Source organism: Dermabacter sp. HSID17554 (assembly GCF_003989295.1).
Taxonomy (GTDB): Bacteria; Actinomycetota; Actinomycetes; order Actinomycetales; family Dermabacteraceae; genus Dermabacter; species Dermabacter vaginalis.
In genome coordinates this window covers 312645-337636 of the sequence record NZ_RBLW01000002.1, presented here as the reverse complement: position 1 = coordinate 337636, position 24992 = coordinate 312645, and the positions used below count along the sequence as shown (strand labels likewise).

21 protein-coding genes are annotated in these 24992 nt (G+C 64.0%); 12 read left to right on the top strand and 9 right to left on the bottom strand.

Annotation, left to right across the window (positions count from 1 at the left end):
• The first annotated feature begins 13 nt into the window (after nucleotides 1–13).
• A complete protein-coding gene (locus tag D8M36_RS04585; RefSeq protein WP_126847092.1) occupies nucleotides 14–1429 on the top strand; it encodes a hypothetical protein in 1416 nt (471 codons plus the stop codon).
• Between the two features lie 83 nt (nucleotides 1430–1512).
• Here the strand turns inward: D8M36_RS04585 and fbaA are convergent, their stop codons facing one another.
• Nucleotides 1513–2538, bottom strand: coding sequence for a class II fructose-bisphosphate aldolase (fbaA, locus tag D8M36_RS04580; RefSeq protein ID WP_065248408.1), 1026 nt, complete (start codon nucleotides 2536–2538; stop codon nucleotides 1513–1515).
• A 148-nt stretch (nucleotides 2539–2686) separates the two neighbouring features.
• Entirely contained in the window at nucleotides 2687–4723 is a 2037-nt protein-coding gene (locus D8M36_RS04575; protein WP_126847090.1) for a sensor histidine kinase, read from the bottom strand.
• 118 nt (nucleotides 4724–4841) lie between these two features.
• On the opposite strand from D8M36_RS04575, the gene D8M36_RS04570 reads away from it, so the two are divergent.
• Entirely contained in the window at nucleotides 4842–5534 is a 693-nt protein-coding gene (locus tag D8M36_RS04570; RefSeq protein WP_074298281.1) for a response regulator, read from the top strand.
• Between the two features lie 7 nt (nucleotides 5535–5541).
• Here D8M36_RS04570 and D8M36_RS04565 read toward each other — a convergent pair whose 3' ends face one another.
• The 4 genes from D8M36_RS04565 to D8M36_RS04550 all read right to left on the bottom strand — a co-directional run bounded on the left by D8M36_RS04565 (nucleotide 5542) and on the right by D8M36_RS04550 (nucleotide 9994).
• A complete protein-coding gene (locus D8M36_RS04565; RefSeq protein ID WP_074298283.1) occupies nucleotides 5542–6612 on the bottom strand; it encodes an NAD(P)-dependent alcohol dehydrogenase in 1071 nt (356 codons plus the stop codon).
• Between the two features lie 106 nt (nucleotides 6613–6718).
• Nucleotides 6719–7351 carry a TrmH family RNA methyltransferase gene (locus D8M36_RS04560; RefSeq protein ID WP_074298285.1) on the bottom strand — a complete coding sequence of 211 codons (633 nt, stop codon included), beginning with the start codon at nucleotides 7349–7351 and terminating at the stop codon, nucleotides 6719–6721.
• Complete coding sequence (locus D8M36_RS04555; RefSeq protein WP_074298287.1) at nucleotides 7351–7995, bottom strand: DedA family protein; 645 nt, start codon at nucleotides 7993–7995, stop codon at nucleotides 7351–7353. The genes D8M36_RS04560 and D8M36_RS04555 overlap by 1 nt, the downstream gene beginning before the upstream one ends.
• Nucleotides 7996–8068: 73 nt before the next feature.
• Nucleotides 8069–9994, bottom strand: coding sequence for an AMP-dependent synthetase/ligase (locus D8M36_RS04550; RefSeq protein WP_074298289.1), 1926 nt, complete (start codon nucleotides 9992–9994; stop codon nucleotides 8069–8071).
• 145 nt (nucleotides 9995–10139) lie between these two features.
• Here D8M36_RS04550 and ypfJ point away from each other — a divergent pair, with 145 nt between their 5' ends.
• A complete protein-coding gene (ypfJ, locus tag D8M36_RS04545; RefSeq protein WP_074298291.1) occupies nucleotides 10140–11057 on the top strand; it encodes a KPN_02809 family neutral zinc metallopeptidase in 918 nt (305 codons plus the stop codon).
• Between the two features lie 54 nt (nucleotides 11058–11111).
• Here ypfJ and D8M36_RS04540 read toward each other — a convergent pair whose 3' ends face one another.
• Nucleotides 11112–11957 (bottom strand): SDR family NAD(P)-dependent oxidoreductase, encoded by an 846-nt coding sequence (locus tag D8M36_RS04540; protein ID WP_074298293.1) that lies wholly within the window; start codon nucleotides 11955–11957, stop codon nucleotides 11112–11114.
• 48 nt (nucleotides 11958–12005) lie between these two features.
• Here D8M36_RS04540 and D8M36_RS04535 point away from each other — a divergent pair, with 48 nt between their 5' ends.
• Nucleotides 12006–12845 carry an exodeoxyribonuclease III gene (locus D8M36_RS04535; RefSeq protein ID WP_126847088.1) on the top strand — a complete coding sequence of 280 codons (840 nt, stop codon included), beginning with the start codon at nucleotides 12006–12008 and terminating at the stop codon, nucleotides 12843–12845.
• 45 nt (nucleotides 12846–12890) lie between these two features.
• Here D8M36_RS04535 and D8M36_RS04530 read toward each other — a convergent pair whose 3' ends face one another.
• Nucleotides 12891–13451: a hypothetical protein gene (locus D8M36_RS04530; protein ID WP_202974869.1), complete on the bottom strand. Its 561-nt coding sequence runs from the start codon at nucleotides 13449–13451 to the stop codon at nucleotides 12891–12893.
• A 372-nt stretch (nucleotides 13452–13823) separates the two neighbouring features.
• Here D8M36_RS04530 and D8M36_RS04525 point away from each other — a divergent pair, with 372 nt between their 5' ends.
• Genes D8M36_RS04525 through D8M36_RS04500 form a run of 6 tightly spaced genes read left to right on the top strand, consistent with a single transcriptional unit; the run spans nucleotide 13824 to nucleotide 18117 of the window.
• Nucleotides 13824–14939, top strand: a complete 1116-nt coding sequence (locus D8M36_RS04525; protein ID WP_126847086.1) for a hypothetical protein — start codon at nucleotides 13824–13826, stop codon at nucleotides 14937–14939.
• Nucleotides 14936–16084 (top strand): TadA family conjugal transfer-associated ATPase, encoded by a 1149-nt coding sequence (locus D8M36_RS04520; RefSeq protein ID WP_126847084.1) that lies wholly within the window; start codon nucleotides 14936–14938, stop codon nucleotides 16082–16084. Before D8M36_RS04525 ends, D8M36_RS04520 begins: the two co-directional genes overlap by 4 nt.
• On the top strand, nucleotides 16081–17073 hold the full coding sequence (locus tag D8M36_RS04515; RefSeq protein ID WP_126847082.1) for a type II secretion system F family protein: 993 nt from the start codon (nucleotides 16081–16083) through the stop codon (nucleotides 17071–17073). The genes D8M36_RS04520 and D8M36_RS04515 overlap by 4 nt, the downstream gene beginning before the upstream one ends.
• A 56-nt stretch (nucleotides 17074–17129) precedes the next feature.
• Nucleotides 17130–17339: a DUF4244 domain-containing protein gene (locus tag D8M36_RS04510; protein ID WP_065248421.1), complete on the top strand. Its 210-nt coding sequence runs from the start codon at nucleotides 17130–17132 to the stop codon at nucleotides 17337–17339.
• A gap of 2 nt (nucleotides 17340–17341) precedes the next feature.
• Entirely contained in the window at nucleotides 17342–17749 is a 408-nt protein-coding gene (locus D8M36_RS04505) for a TadE/TadG family type IV pilus assembly protein (protein WP_074298304.1), read from the top strand.
• The gene (locus D8M36_RS04500) at nucleotides 17746–18117 is read left to right on the top strand and encodes an Rv3654c family TadE-like protein (protein ID WP_126847080.1); all 372 of its coding nucleotides are present in this window, start codon (nucleotides 17746–17748) and stop codon (nucleotides 18115–18117) included. The genes D8M36_RS04505 and D8M36_RS04500 overlap by 4 nt, the downstream gene beginning before the upstream one ends.
• On the opposite strand, the gene D8M36_RS04495 is transcribed toward D8M36_RS04500, so the two are convergent.
• Complete coding sequence (locus D8M36_RS04495) at nucleotides 18074–20521, bottom strand: DEAD/DEAH box helicase (protein ID WP_126847078.1); 2448 nt, start codon at nucleotides 20519–20521, stop codon at nucleotides 18074–18076. The two genes, D8M36_RS04500 and D8M36_RS04495, sit on opposite strands and share 44 nt — an antisense overlap.
• A 56-nt stretch (nucleotides 20522–20577) precedes the next feature.
• Between D8M36_RS04495 and D8M36_RS04490 the strand changes: the two genes are divergently transcribed.
• Complete coding sequence (locus tag D8M36_RS04490) at nucleotides 20578–22200, top strand: DUF7059 domain-containing protein (RefSeq protein WP_161970203.1); 1623 nt, start codon at nucleotides 20578–20580, stop codon at nucleotides 22198–22200.
• A 78-nt stretch (nucleotides 22201–22278) separates the two neighbouring features.
• Nucleotides 22279–24975 (top strand): type I DNA topoisomerase, encoded by a 2697-nt coding sequence (topA, locus tag D8M36_RS04485; RefSeq protein WP_065248426.1) that lies wholly within the window; start codon nucleotides 22279–22281, stop codon nucleotides 24973–24975.
• The last annotated feature ends 17 nt before the right edge of the window (nucleotides 24976–24992 follow it).

Here is a 24992-nt window from a genome sequence, read left to right as displayed (position 1 = left end):
AAGGAGGCCCGCCGTGCCCCGCTCCCTCACCTTACCTCGCCCTCTTCTCGCCTTCGCCGCGGCGCTCATGCTCGCGCTTCTTCCCGCGTGTGGCGCGCTTTCGCAGAGCACGTCGCTTGGAAAAGCTAGCGGTTCCTCGGGCACCGGTCCCGCCAGCGCATTTTCGGGGATCGACTTCGAAAACACGACCATCGCGAACTTTGATCGCTGCCCCCACATGGATGAGCCGGAGACTCTCAGGGTCAAGAACGGTAACGGCACGGTTGATGTCGAGATCTATTACCCCTATGACGTCGACGAAGAAACATACGATGTCTTCGTTCCCGGGAATACCGAAAAACCTCTGTTCGTGAAACTTGGCGATCCGGCCCAGGAGATCGCGATCGTCAGCTTCGAATGCGCCTTTCCTGCCGCAGATCAAACATACGAACAGGGGTATCTTGCGCTCGGCATCGTCGATGGTGAGGTCACCCAGCTCGGCGCGCTCTCGTCTGCAAACTACCGGGAGCGTTACAGCACGACGGGCGGCGACTCCAAGGGATTCGAGCGATTTGAGATCGTGAGCACCGAGGGCGGTGAAATCCTCATGAAGGAGAAGTCCCCCGATCCTCGAAATTTTTATCCCGACGGTCGACCGCCAATCATCCTCGGCGGCGAAAGCGATCCATATACCGCGTTCTCCCGCTGGAGCCTCAATGACGAGGGCACGAAGGTCGTCCGCACAGGGCGCGCCGACACTCTCGAAGAGCTCAAGGCACACTCCCCGAGCGAAGACAACCACGCACGTCTATGCGGCAGATGGGGTAATTCCGATGAGTACGAGTGGAACGCGCGCGAAAACGGAGACGACGCGTGCCAGGCTTCCTCCACCATCACCCTCAACGGCAACCCTGCTTGCAAAGAGATCAGCCTCGGGCCGTCCTCGAAAGAGTTCGCTCTCATGCAGTGCGAGGTCCTCGAATCGACGTTCGCTATGGGTACGGATGGCGTTCCCGTCACCTTTGACGCGGTCTCGGTATCGGCGGAAGACATGACCGACGTGTCGAGCACAATGGAGGGAGAGCCTTCCTTCGCCTTCACCAACGGTCACGGCATCCTGTGCACGATGTATCCGAATGACCATTTCAACGAACCCTCAGCAGACTGTGAACGCGTGGGCGATCCCGATCCCGTCGCGAGCTTCAGCTACAACATCAGCGGTGGGGAAGTCTCGAGTAACGACGAGGTTCCCGAGGTTCAAAACTCGTACCGCATTGACGTCAACTCCGTGAAAACCCTCGAGGTGGGCACCGCTGTGCGCTATGGCGGGATCGCATGCACCGCAAACGACGACGACAAATCGATCACGTGCATACACGGCGTGAGCGGCGAGTGGTTCACGATCGGCCCAAGCGGGAATAATTCGAGCGCTGGTAACGAGCCGGGCTAAGCTCGCTAAACGATCCGAGCACAGTAAGAAGCGCTCCTCCCCGGCTTCCCGGGGAGGAGCGCTTCTTCTACGTCAAGCGACGATCACATCTTGTGGCCAGCCGAGCGGAGGTTCTCGCACGCCTCCACGACGCGCTTCGCCATACCGGCCTCGGCCTTCTTGCCCCACGAGCGCGGGTCGTACATCTTCTTGTTGCCGACCTCGCCGTCGATCTTGAGAACGCCCTCGTAGTTTTCGAGCATGTGGCCCGCAACCGGACGCGAGAACGCGTACTGGGTATCGGTGTCGACGTTCATCTTGATGACGCCGTTGTCCACAGCTTCCTGGATCTCTTCGAGGGTCGAGCCGGAGCCACCGTGCATCACGAGATCGAACGGCATGTCCTTGCCGTACTTCTCGCCAACAGCCTTCTGGATGTCGAGGAGGATCGACGGGGTGAGGCGAACGTTGCCCGGCTTGTACACGCCGTGCACGTTACCGAAGGTGAGGGCGGTGATGTAGCGGCCGTTTTCGCCGAGGCCGAGGGCTTCGGCGGTCTTGAGGCCGTCTTCCGGGGTCGAGAAGAGCTTCGACTCGTCGACGTCCGCCGAGTAGCCGTCTTCCTCGCCACCGACGACGCCAACCTCGATCTCGAGGACCTTCTTCGCTTCCACGGTCTTCTCGAGGAGGCGCTTCGCGATCTCAAGGTTCTCGTCGACCGGAACGGCCGAGCCGTCCCACATGTGGGAGGTGAACAGCGGGTTCAGGCCCTTGTTGACGCGCTCGTTGAGGTCCCATTCGATGAGGGGCTCAACCCAGGTGGGAAGGTTTTCCTTCGCGCAGTGGTCGGTGTGAACGCCAACCGTGATGTTGTAGTCCTCGGCAACCTCGTGGATGAACTTCGCAAGAGCGATCGAGCCGCGAACGCGGTTCTTCACGGTCGAACCGGAGAGATACTCGGCGCCGCCAACGGACACCTGAATGATGCCGTCAGACTCGGCTTCGACGAAGCCCTGGAGTGCGGCAATCGCAGTCTGCGAGCTCGAGACGTTGATCGCGGGGTAGGCGAACTTGCCTTCCTTCGCGCGGTCGATCATTTCGTTGAACTGTTCCGGGGTTGCAACAGGCATGTGTGCTCCTTCGAGTGGGGATCGCGGGCACCCGTGTACCTCGCAGATCCACGTTGCGTTTGCCCTTTCATTCTTCCACACGTCGTTCGGGACGCTCGGGGACGGGCCACTCCCAGCACGAAACGTGAGAGCTGAGCCACACGAGTGGTCACTGGGGCGTGGGCTGTCCGACGGCTGCCCACGTTCCGGCGTGCGGAATTCGCACGATGAGGCTGTAGGAACCGTCGGCATGCGCCCCCGCATTCACGGTGCCGCCGAGCGCGTTGGCCCTCTCGCGAACGCCGCGCAGCCCCATTCCGGAGCCGGGCGCAGGCTCGAAGTCCTCGGGCGGTGCGGTATTGACGACGTCGATGCCGGTGACATGTTCACTCGTCATGAGCGTGATGTGAATGTCGCTTCCGGGTGCGTGCCTGAGCGCGTTGGCGAGTCCCTCCTGGGCGGCGCGGTAGAGGGCAAGTCCGACGGTTGCGGGGACTGTGGGGATGCCCGCCTCTGGCACGGTGAGGCTCACGTGGGCGCCGGCATCGCGCGAGCGCTGCACGAGTTCGGGGAGATCCTTGAGCTCGGGCTGCGGGGCCCTCGCGACATCTTCTTCGCTGCCGGTGCCGCGCAGCATCGTGAGAAGAGCACGCATTTCTTGAAGGGCGTTGCGCGAGGTCGCGGCGATTGAGGCGAATTCGGCGCGTGTCGCTTCGTCGAGTTGTGATTCTGCGAGGCGGTAGGGAGCGGTCTGTGCTTGGACGCTGATAACCGACATTGAGTGGGCGACCACGTCGTGCATTTCGCGCGCGATGCGAGCTCTCTCGCTGAGCTCGGCGCTCTCGGCGAAGGCGCGCTCTTGGCGCTCTTCGGCTTCGCGGCGTGCCGCCCGTTCACGCGAGACGTCGCGAGCCGAATCGGCGAGCCAGCGAAGCCCGTATCCGAGGGCTCCGCTCACGATCCACATCACGAGCGTGAGGCCAAGGAAGAAGAGGGACCATTGCACAAAGCCCGCGGGATCTGGGGTGGCCACAAATCCCCACACGACCCCCCACGCGAGCCTCACGAATGTTCCCATGACGACGATGACGCTAAACGCCGCGAATGTTGCGGCGCTGCGCCGAATGTTGCGGTGGAGGCTCAGCGTGAAAAGTGCGAGAGCGCCTACCAAGAGGGGAACGTCGGAGCCTGGGACGAGGGCTTGCGTGTAGGACTTCCAGAGTGTGATCACGATCGTGGTCGCGTACGACGCGAAGAAGGGCACGCACACAAACACCGCACCGAGTTTGGGTCTGCGTACGAGCAGAACGAACGCAAGGCCCCAGGCAAGCGCCAGTAGGCCGAAGAAGAGCCCGGTGACGGGAATCGTGAAGAAACCGAGCGCGAGATAGCGCGGCGGGACTTGATTCCACAGAAAGTTGTCACCCGAGATGGTGATGCGAATCGGCGCGATGACCGCGATCACCGCGGTCGCCCATCCCTTGAAGCTGATCGTCGCGAAGGAGTCCCCTTCGAGAATCTCGCGCGCGAGGGTGTTCTCGATACGCGCCGCGAGGTGCAGTGTCAGGGGAAGCAGCGCGAGGACAGCGAGCCCCACGAGGGCGTAGATTGCCGAATCGATAATGCTCAGCGTGCTCGCGTAAGGTTCAAGATCGATTCCGGCGTCGAGCTCACGAACAATGGTGCCGGTGATCCCCGACTCGTACGCCTGGTCGATGAGCGTCACGAACGGGAAGAGAATGCCGCACAAGAGAGCAAAAATCACCTGGCCACCAAGAACAATGGCGCTGCTCACGCGCACGGTGTTCAGAATGAGAGCTTCGCTGAGATAGTCGAGCCACAAACGTAGGTTCCCGAAGAGCCGAAAGTAGTCGGCGAACGAGTGGAACTCGGGAACTTTCGTGCGGAGGTGCAGCAGCTTCTCACCCCGCCACACATTAGAGCGAAGTCGCGTGAGATCCGCAGCGAACCCTCCCGCGAGGAGGATTCCCGGGAGAAACAGCAAACCAATGAGGAAAAAGGCCAAGGCAAAAACGCTCAAAAAACCAAGCGTGAACAGCGCACCACCCAGGAGAAGTCCAAGAACGAGGCTCGGAAACACGTAGAGGAAGTCGCGTCCCAGTTGCTTAGCGTGCACTTTGAGCGGCGCTTTCGACCACGGCGCGACCGCGTGCGCGCCGGGCGCGTTCTCTCCTACTTCTGCCATGGGTTAACCGTAGACGCCCAGGCAGAACTCGACATCACCCCCCGGTCTTGTTCACGGCAATACTTATGGATGAGCCGTTATTCGCGTGAGGGCGCGCCCTCTGACCTAGGCTTAAGACATGAGCCAAAACTCCCCCATCCGCGTCATCATCGCTGACGACCAACCCATGGTGCGCGCCGGCTTCGAGGCACTCCTCGCAGCGCAAGCAGACATCGACGTCGTCGCCACTGCCTCCGACGGCCGCGAAGCCATCGACGCCGCGCTTAAGAATCGGCCCGACATCATCCTCATGGACATCCGTATGCCGAACCTCGACGGGCTCGCCGCGATGGAGGAAATCTTCCGCGCCGGTCTCGATCCCGCGCCGCGCGTCATCATCCTCACCACTTTCGACGCCGACGACTACGTGTTCACGGCCCTCAAGGGAGGCGCGAGCGGCTTCCTGCTCAAGGACGCCGAGGTCGAAGAGCTCGTCGATGCCGTGCGGAAGGTCTACCGCGGTGGGGCCCTCCTCTCCCCCTCCATCACGCGGAAAGTGATTGAGGATTTTGGCGCGCTTACGCGCAGCCAGCGTCGGACCGATCCCGCCCTCACCAAGGCCATTGCTGCTCTCACGGACCGCGAGCGCGAGGTCGCGAAGCTCGTCGCGAAAGGGCTCTCTAACGCCGAAGTGGGCTCCGCGATGTTTCTCGCGGAGCCCACCGTGAAAACCCACGTGTCCCACATCCTGCAAAAACTATGCCTTCGCGACCGCACACAGATCGTCGTGGCCGCCTACGAATCGGGACTCGTGGAAATCGGCGAAGACTGAGCGGGGCTCAGGCCTCCTCAACCTCGGCGTCGTCGAACGTCGAGGTATCGATGACGAAACGGAAGTGCACATCCCCCTTGACGACGCGATCGTAGGCCGCATCGACGTCGTTCACGCCAATGATCTCGATCTTCGCGCCGATGTTGTGTTCTCCACAGAAGTCGAGCATGTCCTGGGTCTCGGGGAGGCCGCCAATGTTTGAGCCGGCGAGAACCTTGCGACCGCCCGTGAGGGAACGGGTTGGGATCGGCATGCCCTCGGGAGGAAGGCCGACGAGCACCATTTTTCCGCCCGGCTTGAGCAGATCCATGAAGCCCGGGAGGTCGAACTCGGCGCTGATCGTGTTGAGAATGAAATCGAACTTGCCCTTGTGGGTCTCGAAGAAGTTTTCGTCCTCACCGGTGGCGAGGAGTTCCTTCGCGCCAAGCGCGAGGGCGTCCTCTTCCTTTTTACGCGAGCGAGAAATGACGCTCACCTCGGCGCCCTTCGCCGCGGCAATCTGCACGCCCATATGTCCGAGACCGCCGAGACCTGCGACCGCGACCTTCTGGCCTTCGCCTACCTCCCACGTCGCGAGTGGTGAGTACGTCGTGATACCTGCGCACAGAAGCGGTGCGGCCACATCAAAGTCGAGTGAGTCGGGAATGCGGCACACGAAACGCTCGCGCACGGTGACCTTTTGTGAGTAGCCGCCCTGAGTGACGGTGCCGTCCTCATCGATCGCGTTATAGGTGCCGATCGCGCCGTTCAAGCAGTTGTTCTCGAAACCCTTGTTGCACTGCTCGCACTCGCCACACGAACCGACGAGGCAGCCGACACCAACGCGGTCGCCGACCTTGTACTTCGTGACCTCGGGGCCAACGGCCTCGACCACGCCTGCGATCTCGTGGCCAACGGCGAGGGGGAACTTTGCGGCGCCCCACTCGTTTCGGATCGTGTGGATGTCGCTGTGGCACACGCCGGCGGCCTTAATGTCGATGAGAACATCGGTCCCCTGTGGCTCGCGGCGCTCGATATTGACGACCTTGAAGGGCTCTTCCGGGCCAGTTTTTTGCAGGGCTTTCACGGTAATGCTCATGGTGTGCTCCTAACCATGGATCGGGTGTTCGGCGGTTTGCGCCGTTGCCCTTTCACCCTACTTCCCAGGTCAGAAACATCTCTGACGATCCTCGTCGCTCCCGCAGCTACAGCGTTAGTTCGCGCGGAATCTCGACGTGCTGCGTGATCCACGTGTGCATGACGATCGCGGCGGCGTGCCCGACGTTGATGGAGCGCGTGCTGCCGAACTGAGAAATCGCGACCGTAAGCGCAGCCGCATCGATGAGCGGCTTCGACACTCCCCCGCCTTCTTCGCCGAACACGAGCACGGCGTTTTCCGGTAGGCGCGTGTGTTCGAGAGGGACGGCGCCGGGGACGATATCGACCGCGACGACCGCGCGATCGTTGTCGCGGGCCCACTGGAGGAAGTCTTCGGGCCTCGCGTGGTGAAACTCGTGCTGGTAGCGATCCGTCACCATCGCCCCGCGTCGATTCCACCGCTTCTTTCCAACGATGTGGAAGGCCGCGACCCCAAACGCGTTCGCCGTGCGGACGATCGAGCCGATATTGAAATCGTGGTCGATGTTCTCGATCGCGACGTGCAGGCCGTTGCGGTAGTGCGCGTCGAGATCCGCGATAATCGCTTCGCGGCGCCAGTATCGGTATCGATCGGGAACGTTCCGACGGTCGCCCGCTTCAAGCAGCGGCGGATCGTAGTGAGGTTCCTTCGGCCAGTCCCCCTGCCAGGGCCCCACGCCGACTTCGCGCTCGCCAGACATTACTTGACGGCGTCGTCTGGGTCGGGGAGGCCGAGGCTCTTGCGGCGGCGCTCACGGCGAACGAGCTTCACGAAGAAGTAGAGCACCACGAGGATGACGAGCACGTAGCAGACCTTCGAGAAGATGTCCGTGTAGGGCTCGATCACGTGCCATTGCGTGCCGAGGAAGTAGCCGAACGCGAGGAAGATCGAGTTCCATATCGCGCTTCCCAAGGCCGTCAGCAGTGTGAACATGGGAAGCTTCATCGCAAACATGCCCGCGGGGATCGAAATGAGCGAGCGGATGCCCGGGATGAAGCGCCCGAAGAACACGCCCTGCATGCCGTGCTTATCGACCCAGGCGTTCGTTTTCTCGTAGTCCTCGACGTTGATGAGGGGGAGCTTAATGAAGAGGGTGCGCGTGCGTTCGGGGCCAAGGATGCGACCGAGACCATAGAGGATGTAGGCGCCGAGAGTCGAGCCGATCACCGACCAGAGAAGCAGCACCCAATACGAATGCTCGCCGGTGCCGGCCGTCACTCCCGCGAGCGGGAGGATCACCTCCGAAGGGATCGGCGGGAACACGCATTCGAGCAGCAGCAGAAGCATCACGCCGATGCCCCCCATCGAACTCATGATGCTGATCGCCCATTCAACGACGTTCACGTCAGATCCCTCCTCCTCATGCGCCTAGGCGCGTGCGCGCAACCGTCCCAGTGTACGTGCCCCGGTGCGCCCACTAGTCGTTCGACGAAGCGTCCTTGTGGGCCTTGCCGCTCGTTTTTGCCTTGAGTTCCGACGCTTTCTCCGCGATCTCGCGCTTCACGATCTCGTGGATCGTAGGCTTCGGTGCCTTTTCATACAGCTCCTCGATCGCGGCCTTAGCCTTCTCGAGGAAGACGGTGCGACGCAGCTTAAGCGAAGGCGTCACGAGATTCGGATCGGCAAGGTTCGCCTTCACGAGCGCAAACTTCTTGATGCGTTCCGTGCGCGACACGTCGAGGTTGGCGTTCTCGAGGTAGGGCAGAATTTCCGCGATGAGCTTCGGGTTCTCGATGATTTCGATATCGTCGCCGCCATTGTCGCCGTCTTCCGATTGCTGGATGAGCAGCGCCGTAAGGTACGGGCGATCATCGCCCACGGCGACCGCGTAGGCCACGCTCGGATGCTGCTCGACGGCGCCTTCCCACCCCGCTGGCTCAATGGTCTTTCCGCCAGAGGTCACGATCACGTCCTTGGAACGGCCACTGAGGGTAAGGCGGCCGGAGCTATCGAGGCTTCCAAGATCGCCGGTTCGCAAGAAACCGTCGGAATATGCCGCCGCCGTGTGCTCAGCATTCCTGTACCCAGGCGAAACCCCGGGACCCTTCGCGAGCACTTCCCCCTCCTCGCTGATGCGGATCGTGGTGCCGGGAACGGGAACGCCCACACTCCCCGCGGTGAGGTCTCCCGGGCGGTTCGCGGCGATCGGAGCGGTCGTTTCCGTGAGGCCGTACCCTTCGATGATCGGGATACCGAAGCCGCGAAAAGCGAGCGCGAGCGATGGGTGGAGTTTCGCACCCCCGCACAGAATGTAGTGGATGTTTCCACCGAGCAAGCGGCGAATCGTGCGATAAAAAAGGCGTTCGTAAAGGGCACGCTTCGCGGCGAGGCGCAACGGGAGTTTCGGGCGCTCGCGCTCGTGGAAGCCCTCGCCGATCATGCCGATTCGCACCGCGGTCTCACGCGCGTCCTTCCACAGGCGCCCCACGTGTTTCTTATCGGCTTGCGCGGCCACGGCGTTGAGGATTTTCTCAAGCACGCGCGGCACGACCATGACGAACGTCGGGCGGATCTCCGTGAACGTGGGAATGATGCGCGAGGTATCCGAAAGGTGAGCAACGCGCATCCCGAGAGCGAGGCACATGAGCTGCACGCCGCGCGCGAGCACGTGCGAAAGGGGAAGGAAGAGGATCGTGGAGCCGTGCTCATTGAGCACCTCCCCGTGGGACACGCCGATGTTTTGAAGCTGAGCCACGAAATTGCCGTGCGTGAGCTGCACACCCTTCGGGTCGCTCGTGGTCCCCGAGGTATAGACGATCGTCGCAATGTCCTCGAGCATGCGGGACGTGCGGGCGCTTTCGAGATCGGCGTCGCTCACGGGCGATTCCGGCTCGCGCTTCACGAGGTCGCTCACGCACTCGTAGCCCGGGGTGCGCTCCATGGTCCATACACGATCCGCGCCGCCGAGGGCACCCGCGAGTGACTCGGCCTGTTGTGCGGTGCCGGCAACGGCGCGTGTAATCCCCGCGTCTTCAACGATCGCCTTGACCTGGGATGGGGCGCTCGTGTCGTAGATCGGCACGACGATGGCACCGGACCAGAGCGCAGCGATATCGGCAAGCACCCATTCGTAGCGCGTGGGGCCCATGATCGAGATTGCGTCACCCGGTTTGATCCCCGCGGCGATGAAGTGCCGCGCGAGCGCACGTGCGGAGGCGAAAAACTCCTTGGTGGTCACGTCGCTCCACGTGGTCGCTCCAGCGGCGTCGGTACCACTCGGAACCTGGAACGCGATATGGCCGGGCGCCTCGCTCTCACGGTTCACAAAGAGGTCGGTGAGGCGCTCAACGCCGTTCGGCTCAACGAGAAGTGGGCTTGTGTATTCGCGCAAGGAAGTAGGCATGAAAACGGTGCTTTCGCGTCGGATACGGAACCGTAGGCTACGGAACCGTAACTAGTCTAAAGGGTCGAGAGTACGCCGAACATTCCTCACCCCCGTAGACCGCAAGTCCAGGGGAAACTCCGGGGCGAAACGGTACATTGGCGACATGACCTTCAACCCCAATTCCGAGATTCGCTCCGATAACACCCGCCGCCGTTCGGGTGGCGGTGGTGGCATGCGCCGCGGAGGGGCGATCGCCCTCGGTGGCGGCGGCCTCGGCACGCTCGTTCTCGTCATCGTGATGCTCTTCCTCCGCGTCGACCCGTCAATCCTTCTTGGTGGCGGCCAGGCCCCCGCTCCAAGCTCTCAGCAGCAGCCCCAGCAGGGAGCTGTTCTCGAGGAATGCCAGACCGGTGCCGATGCGAACGAGAACGACGACTGTCTCGTGCAAGCAACCGTTGAATCCGCCGACTCGCTGTGGGCCGGCCAGGCCAAGGAGGCCGGGTTCCAGTTCCAAGAGCCACAAGCGGTGGTGTTCACCGACTCGGTCAACACGGGCTGCGGCCCCGCGACCTCCGCGACGGGCCCGTTCTACTGCCCCGCCGATTCCACGATCTACGTGGACACCTCGTTCTATGAGCAGCTCAGTTCACGCTTCGGGGCGAGCAGCGGCCAACTCGCGAAGGCCTACGTCGTGGCACATGAGTACGGGCACCACATCCAGAAGCTTGACGGCACGATGCAGCGCATCGATCGCTCGGGAACAGGCCCCGACTCGGATCAGGTGCGTCTCGAGCTTCAGGCCGACTGCTACGCGGGCATGTGGGCGCACCATGCGGCAACCACGGTTGATGACGAAGGCACGACGATGCTCGAGCCCCTTACCGACAAGGACGTTGACGACGCCCTCAGTGCCGTAAGCGCCGTGGGCGACGACCACATCCAGGGCGAGGTCACGGGCGGCCAGGTCATGCCCGACACGTGGACACACGGTTCCTCCGAGCAGCGCCGGAACTGGTTCGTGAAGGGCTACAACGAGGGAACCTCCAAGGCCTGCGACACGTTCGCCGTGAACCAGCCGTAGAAGCCACGGCACAACTCCTCCCACCGCTGCGGCGGGAGCACGGAAAGGTCGAGGTTAGTCCCGACGCTTGCGCAGCAACCGATCGACGACTGACCTGCGCGCGGCCGCGCGCTCAACTTTATGGACGCGCACCCTGTTCATCGCTTGCGCAATCGGCTCGCTTTGGAGGGCACGCCTAATTGCCTTCGGCGTTGCCTTTTCAAGGGCCCCAGAGTTGTAGGCGAGCGACGGAATCGAGACAACCTCACCCGCCGAAACATCCTTGAGAGCGTGCTGCACCACGAATGGCGCCTTGAGCCACGTCACGCGCGGCGCACCATCCATATTGACGGCGGCGTTGTGGTGACTTTCCGTGTGCACAAACCCGGGAATCAGCACGGTCGCGCTCACGCCCGTCCCTTCGAGTTCTTGGGCGAGATACTCCGTAAAAATGACCACCCAGCTCTTCGCCGCCGCCGAGAGGTTTGTGGCGGTAAAACCCGCCATCGACGACACGTTGAGGATTGCGCCGGACCCCTTGCGCGTCATTGCTGTTGCCGCAGCGTGCGCGAGGATTAAGGTCGCGCGCACATCAAAATCGACCTCTTCGAGAAACTCCTCGATTTCCCCCTCCAGAAAGGACGCGCGCACCGAGTGCCCCGTGTTATTCACGAGCAGGCCGATGGGGTCCACAGGATCAAGCAAGCGGCGCGCCACACGCTCAACATCGGCCTGAACGGAGATATCCGCCGGAAGGATGTTCACGCGTACGCCGGACACCGCCTCAATCTGGGCGGCGACGGCGGCGAGGCGATCTTCATTTCGGGCCACGAGCACGAGGTCGTGACCGCTGCCGGCGAGCTGCCACGCAAATTCGAGGCCGAGGCCGGAGGTTGAGCCGGTGACGAGCGCGAGAGTCATGCCCTAAGCGTATCCACGCGAACCTTCGTGCACCCATAGGATGGGCACATGCGAATCGCCACCTGGAACATCAACTCTCTTCGCGCGCGCATGCCGAGGCTTCTCGAGGTCATTGATCGCCGCGATATCGACGTCATCGCACTCCAGGAGATCAAAGCCAAACCCGAGCAGCTTGACCTCAGCGCCCTCACCGAGCGCGGCTTCGAGGTTGCCGCCCACGGCCTGAACCAGTGGAACGGCGTGGCCATCGCCTCACGCGTGGGCCTTCGCGAGGTGCGCCGCGAGCTCCCTTCCCTTCCCACGTGGGGCGAGGGAGAGGGCGCCGTGGTGGAAGCACGTGCGATCGGCGCTGTCGTGGGCGAGGCCGCCCGCGATTCGAAGCCTCTCGAGCTGTGGAGCCTCTATATTCCGAACGGACGCGAACTCGACCATCCGCACTACCCCTACAAGCTCGCGTGGCTCGAGGCTCTTCGAAAGTACGGCGCGGCGCGTCTCACCCCGAGCGGGCCCGGCGAAGATTCCGGAGAACGTTCGGCGACGCTCTTCGCTGGCGACTTCAACGTCGCCCCAACCGATGCCGACGTGTGGGACATTGCCGCCTTCGAAGGGAAGACGCACGTGAGCGCACCCGAACGCGAGGCAATCGCGGCGCTCGAGAAGGCAGGCTACGCCGACCTCACGCGCGACTGGCTCGATGCACCTGGCACCTACACGTATTGGGACTACAAGGGCCTCAAGTTTGCGAAAAAGCAGGGAATGCGCATCGATTTCCTCTTCGGCTCGCCCGCCGTGCACGAGGCTGCGACCGGGGCGATGATCGACCTCGCCGAGCGTGCGGAGAAGTCGACGAGCGATCACGCGCCCGTGATCGTCGATGTGCACCTCTAGGAGCGGCGAGGCCAAAGCGAGCGTCGAAAACCTCCCGCAGCCCCGTTAGTGACGCCGCCGCGCGCGGTGCTGAATCTCAAGCATGTGCTGCGTGCGAGACATCGCGACCATGCTCGAGTCAATGAGGCTCGAGTGTGCGCCCGTAAAAACGCGCAGCTCGTAAGCCTGCGCGAAGGCCGTCAAGGCGAGGTCGTAGTGGCCGGCCGTGAAGAGCGCTTTGCCGAGATGCTGGTGAAGAACGGACTCCCACGCGGTGCCTCGGCACTCCTCGAGCAGCACGCGGTAGTCGGCAATCGCCCGATCGGTTTCACCGAGGTCTCTGCGACAATCGGCGAGGATCGCCCGCAAGCGCACCGATGAAGGGCGCTCAGCGAGCATGACTTCGCAGCGCTCGCGAGCCGTCACGGGGTCACCGCTCCACAAGGCCCGAATCACCTCTCGCGCATAGTCGTGGGCGAATTCTCGCTCGAAGGCTTCGAGGTCGTCGATCACGGGGCGCAGTGTTATGGGGTCGATATGCCAGCCCGATTCCACACCGGAAACGGAGGGTGCCTTGAGCGGCCCCTCGGAGGGCTGCTTAGCGCGCATGAGCGCTGCTTCCTGCATAGGCGCGTTCCTCTTTCGTGCTTGTGCGCGGCGATGACCGTGAGAGAAGCGGGGTGTGGGGGAAGAGAATCGAGCCAAAAAGGAGGCGCCCTCTCGAGCGCCTCCCGGGGCCGATCCGGGATCAAGCGTGCACTTGGTGGTGTGGTATCCGCTTTCGACGAATCCGCACCGGTCCAAACGTGGACCACTCGCACGTGGGTTTCGAATCATTCCCTTGCTTTGTGATGCCCACCACTCTACACACTCATTGTGACCCACGCAACCCTCACCGGGAAGAATTTTCGACTCTCCGTTCGCACTCCACATCACGCTCCGCTCCACAAGATTGGGCTGGCCCTAGAACGGACCTTCTGTGCCGCGAAACATAGAGGCATGACACATGCCTTCCCTCGAGTCGCACACGGGCGCCGCAACGCTTCCACATTCGTGAGTCGCGTAGCCGGCGAAACCCCATTTGCCACGCACGAGCCTTCGCATGACGCTATCGCGTGGCTCGGCGAAAACTTCTCCCTCGAAACTCTCGTGCGCGATCTCATCCAAGCAACAGGCTTTGACTTCGCCGCAGCAGACCTCCCGCGCGGGCACGTGCGCGCAGTCGTGTGCGAGGTCTCCCTCCTGGAAAAGGCCACCGAGGCCTTCCCCGCTCTACCTCTCATCGCCGTCTGCGAAGGCGAACCCAGCTCGCACGAATACAAGCGGGCTCTCGACCACCGTGCACGCGCTCTTCGCACCCTGCCATCGGAATCGGCCGAACTTCTCGGCGACCTTTCCGCACTCGCCGCGGCCTCGGAGGAAAGCCGTATCCTCGCGTGCCTTCCGGGGCACGGCGGGGCGGGAGCCACCTCCCTCGCAGTCGCGCTCGCTCTCGCCGCATCGAAGCGGGGTGGCCCAGCCACACTTGTGGACGCGGATCCGCATGGCGGTGGGATCGACACGCTCGTGCAGGCTCGACACGTGGAGGGTGCACGGTGGAGCGACCTGGGCGGGGCAGGAGGCACGACGGATGCTCAGGTGCTAGTTGAGGCTCTCCCTCTCGTTGACGGCTACCGACTCCTCACCTTCTCTCGTACCCCCGGTGAAACGGTAAATGTGCAGGCGCTCGAAAGCCTGCGCGCCGCACCCGGCACGCTCATTTTGGACGCGCCAATGCGGGCCGGAGTCGCAGCGCATTTCAGTCCCGATATCGCCCTCGTCTCGCTCCACCCGAGCGAACACGCCCTCGCCGCGACCGAGCGTACCCTCGAGGCTCTGCGCGAGGTACATCCACGCACGCGCATAGGGATCGCCCTGCGCACTCGCCGCCGCGGCGAGGCCTACCGTGCGCGCGACATCGCCGACCACTTCGGGCTTCCCGTCATGCTCAGCTACCGGAGCGCACGCGAGGGTTTCGTTCCAGGGCTCGATCGCGACCGCAAAGGGATCGAGGCCGCGTGCACACGTTTCCTCGCGACGCTCGCGGGATCCCGACTTTCCGGGGTGCAGTCATGATCCTCACCGACGAACTCCTCGCTCGCGTGCACGAATCACTGCGGGAGGAGCCAGGCACGATCGATGCCCGCCGCATTTCACGCATTGCCCAGGCCCACGGTCTCATCCTCGATCGCGCGGGACTTCTCGAGCTCACCGATCAGGTGCGCCATCATCTCGAAGGTCTCGGGCCCCTGCATACCCTCGCCGCGGAGGGAGTGAGCGACATTCTCGTGAATCCCGACGGCAGCGTGTGGGTGGATTCAGCTCACGGGCTCGAGCGCACTGGTCTCACGCTCACCGCGAGCGAGGCGCGTGCTCTCGCGACCCGACTTGCCTCGCTCGGGAACCGCCGCCTCGACGACGCGATGCCGTGGGCCGATGCGCAGCTTCCCGGCAACCTCCGCTTCCACGGTATGCTCCCCCCGCTTTCGGCGGGCGGTGCGAGCATAAGCCTGAGGCGCGCCGCGGCCCTCCCCTTCTCACTGAAGGCCCTCGAAGCCTCGGGCACACTCACGCCGTCCGGGCGGGCACTGGTTGAGGCAATTATCCACGCACGTCTCTCCTTTCTTGTGAGCGGCGGCACCGGTAGCGGGAAAACGACTCTGCTCGGGGCGATGCTCGGTGCCGTGGATCCCCGCGAACGGGTCATCATCGTGGAAGACGCCACCGAACTGCGACCCGCGCACCCGCACGTGGTTCACCTTCAGGCGCGTCACGCGAATGCCGAGGGCATGGGCGAGATTAACCTCGCGACCTTGATCCGGCAGTGTCTGAGAATGCGCCCCGACCGCATTGTCGTGGGCGAATGCCGTGGAGAGGACATCCGCGAGCTCCTCCAGGCACTCAACACGGGGCACGAGGGCGGGTGCGGAACCCTTCACGCGAATACCGCAGCAGATGTTCCCGCGAGGCTCGAGGCCCTCGGGGCTCTCGCTGGACTCGACCCGCTTGCGCTCGCCTCACAGGCTCTTTCGGCGATCACTGTCGTGTTGCACATGCACCGTTCACTCGACGGTCGTGCGCTTTCCACGATTGCCATTCTGCAACGCGGGGGCGATGGACGACTCGAGTGTGTTCCAGCGGTGAGCTTTGGTGCACGAGAGCGTCGGTTCCCGGCTTTCGATGCGCTCGAAGCCCGACTCGCGCACGGAGGTGCCCTATGAAAAGCGGGGCGTTGCTCTCGGACGATGCCCTCGCTGGGCTGCTCGACCACGTAGCGATGGCTCTCGGGGCTGGCGTGACGGCGCCGCACGCGTGGTTGGCGGTCGCAAAAGCCACGCGTACGCCGCGTGAGAAGCAGTTCGCCGAAACGATGGCCCGTATCCCACCGGCACTTGTGCAGCGGATGAACGGCGCCCTCAACGCTCCTCGGGAAGCGGTGCGTGCGGTTGTGCTCTGTCACGTGATGTGTGAGAGCACGGGGGCGCCGCTTTCGGGTTTGCTCACTTCGCTCGCGAACGGGCTTCGCGATTCTTCCGACGCTGCCCGGGCCCGCAGCGCCGCCTTCGCGGGCGCGAAGAGCACAGCTCGCGTTCTCATGGTATTGCCACTCTTCGCGATTGGCCTCGGTTATGCCATGGGCGCGGATCCGCTGCGAGTGCTTCTCACGTCGAGGTACGGCATGCTCATGCTGAGCACCGGTGTGCTGCTCACCGCGATTGGTTTCGCGTGGATGAACCGCATGCTCGCCGTCGCGCGCGGCGTGAGTGCCGACATCGATCCGCTCATCGTGATCGATTTGATCGCGAGCGTCGTCCACTCGGGGATCCCGCTTTCGTCGGCCTGCATGCGCATAGGCGAAGCCCTCGAGAACACGCCCCCGGGTCCCGCGCTTCTCGAGGCGGGGCGCGCTCTCGCTCGCGGCATGCCACCCGAAGGCGCGCTTTCCACGCTCGAAGGAGACTTAGCGGTGCTCACGAGCGCCGCCAGCCTCTCCCACGCCACAGGCGCTCGTCTTGCGCCGATCCTTTCTGCCGTCACGCGCGATCGACGCCGTGCACGCGTGCGCGAGGTCGACGAGGCCTCCGCAAAACTCGCCGTGCGTCTCGTTCTTCCCACGGGAATCACGATCTTGCCCGCATTCGTGTTGCTCGGAATTGTCCCGATCATTACGGATCTCGTCACCACACACTTCGGCCGCATCTGGCCGTAGGCGCGCGGCGACCGCCGTTGCGCAGCACAGAAGAATCCTTGAAGGGGGATACATCAATGACCGATACGACTACTCACACCAAGCCGAATAGCGCCTCACTTCGTGAAACTCTCGCGGATGACACGGGAGCGACGACCGCAGAATACGCAGTCACGATCGTCGCTGCGTGTGCTTTTGCCGCGCTCTTGTTCGCCGTGCTCACGAGCGGCGAAATGCAGGGCATTCTCACGAGCATTATCCAGGGCGCCCTCCACTCGGCGAGCTGAGCATGGTACCGGAAACCGAGCAACGTGCCCGACCGCTTAGGCGAGCACTTCGAGCGGATTCCGGTGCGGCCACGGCGGAGACGGCGGTGGTGCTCATCGCCGTCTTCGCTCTTCTCGCACTGATCGTCTCACTCGGAGGGCTCTTCGTGAGCCACGCACGCCTATCAGAAGGCGCTCGCACCGCGGCGAGGGAAATGATGATCTCCGCAGATCCCCAGGGAGCGATCGCGAAGGCGAAAGTCGTGAGCGGTGACGGGGCATCATTCAACATCAGCACGAGCGGCGATTGGGTCACGGTCAATGCTCATGCGACCTGGCGCGTGGGCGGGCCGGTCCTCGGTATGACCTTTCCGCTTGAGGCCAGCGCTCACACGCGCCTCGAGCCGCATCTGGTGAGGAACGGGCCGTGAGGGCGCGCCTCAGCGAAGAGCGTGGCAACGCTACCGTGACCGCACTCGGGGCCATCGCGATTACCTCCGCCATCCTCACTGTGCTCGTCACGCTTGGAATAGTCCATCAAGGCCGGTCGCTAGCCGCCTCAGCCGCCGAGCTTTCGGCGCTTTCGGCCGCTGATGCGCTCGCAGGTGGCGGCGCCGCCGGCGAGGCGTGTGCAGTTGCCCTTGAGGTCGCCGAGAAATACGGAACGATTCTCGAAAGCTGCGAGACGCAAGGTTTCGAGGCGCGGATAGCGGTCGCCGTAAGGGTGCACATCCCGCTACTCGGGGCTCAAAGCCTCACCGAGTTGGCGCGTGCCGGCCCAGCTCCCGCAGAACCGTGAGCGCACCCACCTTGCTGAGGGGGTCGTTACCGTTGCCGCATTTCGGGGACACTATGCACGCGGGGCAGCCCGCCTCGCATTCGCACGCCTCGACCATGTCGGCGGTCGCACGAACCCATGCGGGGGCGCTCTCGTAGGCGCGTTCGGCAAAGCCGGCTCCGCCTTGCGCGCCGTCGTACACAAAGATCGTGGGTTTTTCGGTATCGGCATGCAGAGCGGTAGACACGCCGCCGATGTCCCACCTGTCGCACGTCGCAAGAAGCGGCAGCATGGCAATTTGGGCATGCTCAGCTGCATGCAGCGCACCTGGGAAATCGGCTTCCTCGAGGCCCCACGCGTGGAGAAGGTAGGCGGGGATCTGGAACCACACGGCTTTCGTCGCGAGGGTGCGAGCGGGCAGGTCAAGCGGGTGTTCGCCGAGCACGGCGGAGGTGTAGATGTCACGCACTTGGTAACCGGTGACCTGGTCGGTGACCTCGACTTGCCCGAAGCACACGTCGATGTCACCCCACCGTTCGCTGCGCTCGACCTGGCGCACGCTGATCGACGAGGTCTCTTGCGGCTGGGTGGTGTGCTGCGGGCTCTCCCGACGCACCATCGCGACGGCGTTCTCCACATCGAGGTGATTCACGACGTAGGTCACGCCCTGGTGGAGGTACACCGCGCCGTCGTGCACGTGCTGGTGGGCGCTCGCGCCATCGACCGTACCGATGAGCTGCCCGCTGGCTTCGTCCACGATCCTCACTCTCTCACCTCCGCTGCCCCGCAGATCGGTGAGGTCGTGCGGCCGCTCGTCAAGCGTCCAATACCAGCCGTGAGGCCGACGCCTGAGGATGCCCCGCGCCGCCAAGTTCTCGAGAAGCTCCCTGCTCGTGGGGCCGAAGATCTCTTCCTCACCGTCGCGGATGGGGATCTCCGCCGCGGCGGAGCACAGGTGGGGCGTCATGACATAAGGGTTGGAGGGATCGAACACGGCAGCCTCAACTTCGGCGCCGACGATCATCTCGGGGTGGTGCACCACGTACGTGTCGAGCGGGTCCTCGCGCGCGATAAACATTGCGAGGGCATCGCGAGCGTGAGCTCCGTGAGAGCGCCCTGCACGCCCGAATTGCTGCCACAGCGATGCTCGCGTTCCCGGCCATCCCGTGACGAGTACGGCATCGAGCCCTGAAATGTCGATGCCGAGCTCGAGTGCATTGGTGGAGGCGAGCCCCACGAGCTCCCCCGAGCGCAGCGCCTGCTCGAGAGCGCGACGTTCCTCGGGAAGGTATCCGCCTCGGTAGGCCGCGATGCGCGTCGCACGGTCGGCAAGCAACGCGGAGCCGGTCGCTTCCGCCGCGGCGTTCACCGCGCGCTGTGCGCTTTTCGCGACCAACTCGCTTGAGCGCCGCGAACGCGTGAAGGCGAGCGTTTGCGCCCCTTCACACACGAGATCACCGAGCAAGGCCCCGGCCTCGGTGGGGGCTGGGCGCCGTCGGACCTCCACGTGGGCTTTCACCCCGGCCTTTGCGGCCTGCTCGCGCTCCGCCTTTGCCCTGCGTGCGGCTTCGCGGGCATCCTCCCCCTCGTCAAGATCGACAATGCCCGGCTCCCACAGGGCGATCGTGAGGGGATTCTTTGGCGAGCCGTCCTCGGTGACAGCCGTGACGCTTCGGCCCACGAGCCTGGAGGCGCTCACCTCGGGGCTCGCACTCGTCGCGGAGGCGAGCACGAACGTGGGATGTGCCCGGTAGTACTCGGCGACCCGCGCGAGACGCCGCATAAGCATCGAGACGTGCGCCCCGAACACGCCGCGGTACACGTGGCACTCATCGATGATGATGTAGCGCAGCGTTCGGAAGAACGGAATCCAGTGCTCGTGGCCCGGGAGGATGCCGTAGTGGAGCATGTCGGGGTTCGTGAGCACGAGGTTGGCGTGTCGCCGCACCCATCGCCGCTGGTCGAGCGGGGTGTCGCCATCGAACACCGCTGCACGAACCTCCCTCAGATTCGCCTCGCGCGCGAGACGCTCGATCGAGGTGAACTGGTCGTAGGCGAGAGCCTTGGTGGGGGCAATGTAGAGGGCGCTCGCTCGCCTTGCCGAGGGGTCCTCGCGGCGCGCTTGAATGTCGGTGAGCGCCGGCATGAGGTAGCCGAGTGACTTCCCCGACGCAGTTGAGGTCGCGATGACCGTGTCGCGGCCCGCGTGGGCGAATTCGGCGGCCTGCGCTTGATGCCACCACGGCCGCTCAACCCCGTGTGCTTCGAGAGACGTGCGCAGCGACGAGTTCACCCATCGCGGCCACTCGGCGAAGCGGGCCTCGCGCGCGGGGCGATGTTCAACGAATCTAAGCGAGTCGGTGCGATGCGGTGGCGCCGAAAGGCGCGCGAGCGCGCGCTCCGCATCGAAAGCCTCGCCTTTCACGTGCCGCCTCCACTCTCATCTTCGCTCCACTCACGCGGTACGCCACAATGGTAGGCATGAGCACGGCACACACGAGCAGCACTCTTCCCCCGACGCCCACGATCGACCCCGTTCTCCTTGCGCGGCTGCGCGACGACCTCGCCTCGGCGCGCTACACCGCCGATGGCATTGACGAGATCCTCAGTGTCCCCGCCCGGGCCGCGCTCGAGCGCGAGAACCCGATCCCGGCGTTGCGCGAGCTCGGTCCGCTCGCCGAAAGCGGCATCGCGAGCGCGACCCTCATGCGCCTGTTTACGCTCGGTCGCACCGCCACGCGCACCGAACTCGACCGCGCACTCCCGCACGTGCGCACCGAGGGAATTCTTGCGCTCGGCCTCGTGCGGGAAGTGGGCAGCGAAAAGTCCGACGACACCTCAGCTTTCACCGCGACGTTCGATCTTCGCCCGTACCAGGCCACCGATGATTTCGGCGACATCCTCTGGTGGATCGTCTCCGATCTCGGCGAACTCGCGACGGGCCGCGCGCTCGAGGGCGAGCATGTTCTCGGTATCGGCGGGGCCACCTCGACTCTCATCGCGATCACGCCGCGCGCCAAAGTCACTCGAGCCCTCGATCTCGGCACCGGCTGCGGCATTCAGGCGCTTCACGCGGCCCGCCACGCGACGCACGTCGTCGCGACCGACATCTCCGAACGTGCGCTTACGCTCACCGAGTTCAATGTCGCCCTCAATCACGACACTCTGCCCGCGGGCCACGTGATCGAGACCCGCAAGGGCTCGATGCTCGAACCCGTGAGCGGCGAAGCCTTCGATCTCATCGTCTCCAATCCCCCGTTCGTGATCACGCCCCGCGTGGCGGGCGCCGAAACGTGGACTTATCGCGACGGCGGCGCGGAGGGCGACACGCTCGTGGCGAGCCTCCTTTCCGAAATCGACGGTTATCTCGCGCCAGGCGGCATCGCCGCGATGCTCGCCAACTGGGAGATCACCGCGGGCGCCGAGTGGGATGCGCGGCCGCGCACTTGGCTCGAAAACTCGAGTGCGAGCGCGCTCATTGTTCAACGCGACATCGAGGATCCGGCGTCCTATGCCTCGACGTGGCTGCGTGACGGTGGTGTCACCGACCGCGACGAGCGCTGGGCGCCCATGACGCACGCGTGGCTCGACGACTTCGCCTCCCGCAACGTCGCCGGTATCGGATTCGGCCACGTGCTCCTCACGAAGCCTCGCGACGGGGAGAAGCGTTTCGAGCACTACGCCTTCATCGAGACCACCGGCTCCGGTCCCCTAGGCCCCCGTTACGCGGAGATGCTTCGGGCACGCGCGCACCTCGCACAGCTCGACGACGCCGCTCTCGGCGAACTCGTCCTCGCGCGCGCCGACGACGTCATCGAGCGACGCCACTACACTCCCGGTGACGAGGACCCCATGGTGATCGACCTTGTCCAGGGCGGGGGTTTCGGGCGCACGCTCCAGATTGACACCCACACCGCGGCCATCGTCGGCCCCCTCACCGGGGAGTACCCGCTCAGCGTGTTCCTCACGGCCTACGCTTCCCTCCTCGAAGCCGCTGACCAGGCCGAACATGCCGAAGCTGCACGTGACGCAATCATGCGCACGACGCGCACCCTCGTCGAATGGGGATTTCTCCACATCGTCGAGCAGCCAAAAGCCGCGTAGTGTTACGGTACGGTTCAGGGCAAACCGCGCGGCACCATATTCCCGCCACGCACACACCGCAGTAAGGAAGTACATCGAGTGAGCGCTCGCAACCTCGTGATCGTTGAGTCCCCCGCGAAGGCAAAGACCATCGGGAAATACCTCGGGGACGATTTCACGGTCGCCGCCTCCGTGGGGCACATTCGTGACCTTCCCCTGCCCAAAGAGCTGCCCGCCGACATGAAAAAGGGGCCCTATGGTCGTTTCGCCGTCAACGTCGAAGAGGGCTTCGAGCCCTACTACGTCGTGAACCCCGACAAAAAGAAGACCGTCTCCGAGCTCAAGAAGCTCCTCAAAGAGGCCGATGCTCTCTACCTCGCCACCGATGAGGACCGCGAGGGTGAAGCGATCGCGTGGCATCTTCTCGAGGCCCTCAAGCCGAAGAAATCGCTTCCCGTGTACCGCATGGTTTTCCACGAAATCACGAAGGAAGCCATCCAGAAGGCGCTTACCGAGACTCGCGAGCTCGACATGCCGCTCGTCGATGCGCAGGAAACGCGCCGCATCCTCGACCGCCTCGTGGGCTACGAACTCTCCCCCGTGCTGTGGCGCAAGGTCCGCCGCGGCACGAGCGCGGGCCGCGTCCAGTCCGTCGCAACGCGCCTCGTTGTGGAGCGCGAACGCGAGCGCATGGCCTTCACGTCCGCCTCGTACTGGGATCTGACGGGCGAGTTCATTACGTCTGAGTTGAGTGACCGCAGCGCCGATACGCCCGCGTTCACCGCGCAGTTGCGCACGCTCGATGGCCAGCGCGTCGCCACGGGACGTGACTTCACCGATACGGGCGAACTCAAGAAGAGCCTCAAGGGAAACGTCACCGTCCTGACCGAGGAAAGCGCACAACTTCTCATCGAAGCGCTCGAGGGGGCCAAGGCCACCGTCGGAAATCTCGAGTCCAAGCCTTACACGCGCCGCCCCGCCGCCCCCTTCACCACGAGCTCTCTCCAGCAGGAGGCGAGCCGCAAGCTGCGCATGGGCGCCCGCCACACGATGTCCACCGCGCAGCGGCTCTACGAAAACGGCTACATCACCTATATGCGTACCGATTCGGTCGTGCTCTCCGGCGAGGCGATTCGCGCGAGCCGCGCACAGATCCAAGAAATGTACGGCGCCGAGTACGTCCCTGATCGACCCCGCGTGTACACGAGCAAGTCGCAGGGCGCGCAAGAAGCGCACGAAGCGATTCGCCCGGCGGGTTCGAACTTCCGCACGCCCGCGCAGGTGTCGAACCAGCTAAGCGGCGACGAGTTCCGCCTCTACGAACTCATTTGGAAACGCACCGTGGCCTCCCAGATGGCCGACGCGAAAGGCACGACCACGTCGGTCACGCTCGATGTTGAAGGCAAGGGGCGCACCGCCCAGTTTGGCGCCTCGGGCACGATCATCACATTCCGCGGTTTCCTTGCCGCCTACGAAGAGGGTCGTGACCAATCGCGCTATGCCGAGCAGGACGGCAAAGATAAGCGTCTCCCCCAAATGAAGGAGGGCCAGCAGCTGACGGCTGCCGAGTACACGCCGAACGGGCACGAGACCACTCCCCCGCCGCGCTACACCGAGGCCTCGCTCGTGCGCGCACTCGAGGAACGCGGAATTGGCCGCCCCTCGACATACGCCGCCACAATCTCGGTGATCCAAGACCGCGGCTATGTCGAGAAGAAGGGCACGGCGCTCGTGCCGAGCTGGCTCGCCTTTAGCGTTGTGCGTCTTCTCGAGGAGCATTTCGGAAAGCTCGTGGACTACGAGTTCACGGCCGACATGGAAGCCGGCCTTGACCGCATCGCGGCGGGCAATACCGACCGCGTGCACTGGCTGAGCGACTTCTATTACGGCAAGTCCGGCTCATTCGACACGCCCGTCGAGGGTGGCCTCAAGGCAACGCTCGATAACCTTGGCGAGATCGACGCGCGTGCGATCAACACCGTCTCGATCGGCAACGGTATCGACCTGCGTATGGGCCAGTACGGGCCCTACATTGAGCGTGCGGTCGAGGGCTCCGATACGCCTCAGCGCGCGAATGTGCCCGCCGATCTCGCACCGGATGAGCTCACGCTCGAGAAGGCCGAAGAGCTCATGACCCGCGCGAAGGACGACGGCCGCGTGCTTGGCCGCGATCCTGATTCGGGCTTCGAGATCCTCGCGAAGGATGGCCGCTACGGCCCCTACGTCACGGAAAACCTTGAGCTCGACGAAGAAACGAAGGCGCTTCCAAAAACGAAGCAGCCGAAGCCCCGCACCGCTTCGCTGTTCAAGGACATGGATCTCGCCACCGTCACTCTCGAGGATGCCCTCAAGCTCCTCTCGCTTCCCCGCGTCGTGGGGAAGGATGCCGAGGGGGTCGAGATCACCGCGCAAAATGGCCGCTACGGCCCGTACCTCAAGAAGGGCACGGACTCTCGTTCACTCGAGACCGAAGCGCAGCTGTTCACGATCACCGAGGAGGAAGCCCTCGCGCTCTACGCCCAGCCGAAGCGGCGCGGGCGGGCAGCGGCAAAACCTCCCATCAAGGAGCTCGGCGTGGATCCCACGAGCGAGAAACCGATCGTGATCAAGGACGGCCGCTTCGGCATGTACATCACGGACGGCAAGACCAACGTGACGCTCCGCAAGGATGAATCGCCCGAGACGATGACGCATGAACGCGCCGTGGAGCGCCTCGCGGAGAAGCGCGCGAAAGGTCCCGCGAAGCGAAAGACGACGCGAAAGTCCAGTTCGCGCGCGAAGTCCTCGAAAAAATAGGGGTAGCCGGCGTACGG

What these genes read in the sequence shown, in the direction of transcription:
- fbaA (WP_065248408.1), bottom strand. Translation starts at nt 2,538, where the DNA reads ATGCCTGTTGCAACCCCGGAACAGTTCAACGAAATGATCGACCGCGCG.
- D8M36_RS04575 (WP_126847090.1), bottom strand. Translation starts at nt 4,723, where the DNA reads ATGGCAGAAGTAGGAGAGAACGCGCCCGGCGCGCACGCGGTCGCGCCG.
- D8M36_RS04570 (WP_074298281.1), top strand. Translation starts at nt 4,842, where the DNA reads ATGAGCCAAAACTCCCCCATCCGCGTCATCATCGCTGACGACCAACCC.
- D8M36_RS04565 (WP_074298283.1), bottom strand. Translation starts at nt 6,612, where the DNA reads ATGAGCATTACCGTGAAAGCCCTGCAAAAAACTGGCCCGGAAGAGCCC.
- D8M36_RS04560 (WP_074298285.1), bottom strand. Translation starts at nt 7,351, where the DNA reads ATGTCTGGCGAGCGCGAAGTCGGCGTGGGGCCCTGGCAGGGGGACTGG.
- D8M36_RS04550 (WP_074298289.1), bottom strand. Translation starts at nt 9,994, where the DNA reads ATGCCTACTTCCTTGCGCGAATACACAAGCCCACTTCTCGTTGAGCCG.
- ypfJ (WP_074298291.1), top strand. Translation starts at nt 10,140, where the DNA reads ATGACCTTCAACCCCAATTCCGAGATTCGCTCCGATAACACCCGCCGC.
- D8M36_RS04540 (WP_074298293.1), bottom strand. Translation starts at nt 11,957, where the DNA reads ATGACTCTCGCGCTCGTCACCGGCTCAACCTCCGGCCTCGGCCTCGAA.
- D8M36_RS04535 (WP_126847088.1), top strand. Translation starts at nt 12,006, where the DNA reads ATGCGAATCGCCACCTGGAACATCAACTCTCTTCGCGCGCGCATGCCG.
- D8M36_RS04530 (WP_202974869.1), bottom strand. Translation starts at nt 13,451, where the DNA reads ATGCAGGAAGCAGCGCTCATGCGCGCTAAGCAGCCCTCCGAGGGGCCG.
- D8M36_RS04525 (WP_126847086.1), top strand. Translation starts at nt 13,824, where the DNA reads ATGACACATGCCTTCCCTCGAGTCGCACACGGGCGCCGCAACGCTTCC.
- D8M36_RS04520 (WP_126847084.1), top strand. Translation starts at nt 14,936, where the DNA reads ATGATCCTCACCGACGAACTCCTCGCTCGCGTGCACGAATCACTGCGG.
- D8M36_RS04515 (WP_126847082.1), top strand. Translation starts at nt 16,081, where the DNA reads ATGAAAAGCGGGGCGTTGCTCTCGGACGATGCCCTCGCTGGGCTGCTC.
- D8M36_RS04510 (WP_065248421.1), top strand. Translation starts at nt 17,130, where the DNA reads ATGACCGATACGACTACTCACACCAAGCCGAATAGCGCCTCACTTCGT.
- D8M36_RS04505 (WP_074298304.1), top strand. Translation starts at nt 17,342, where the DNA reads ATGGTACCGGAAACCGAGCAACGTGCCCGACCGCTTAGGCGAGCACTT.
- D8M36_RS04490 (WP_161970203.1), top strand. Translation starts at nt 20,578, where the DNA reads ATGAGCACGGCACACACGAGCAGCACTCTTCCCCCGACGCCCACGATC.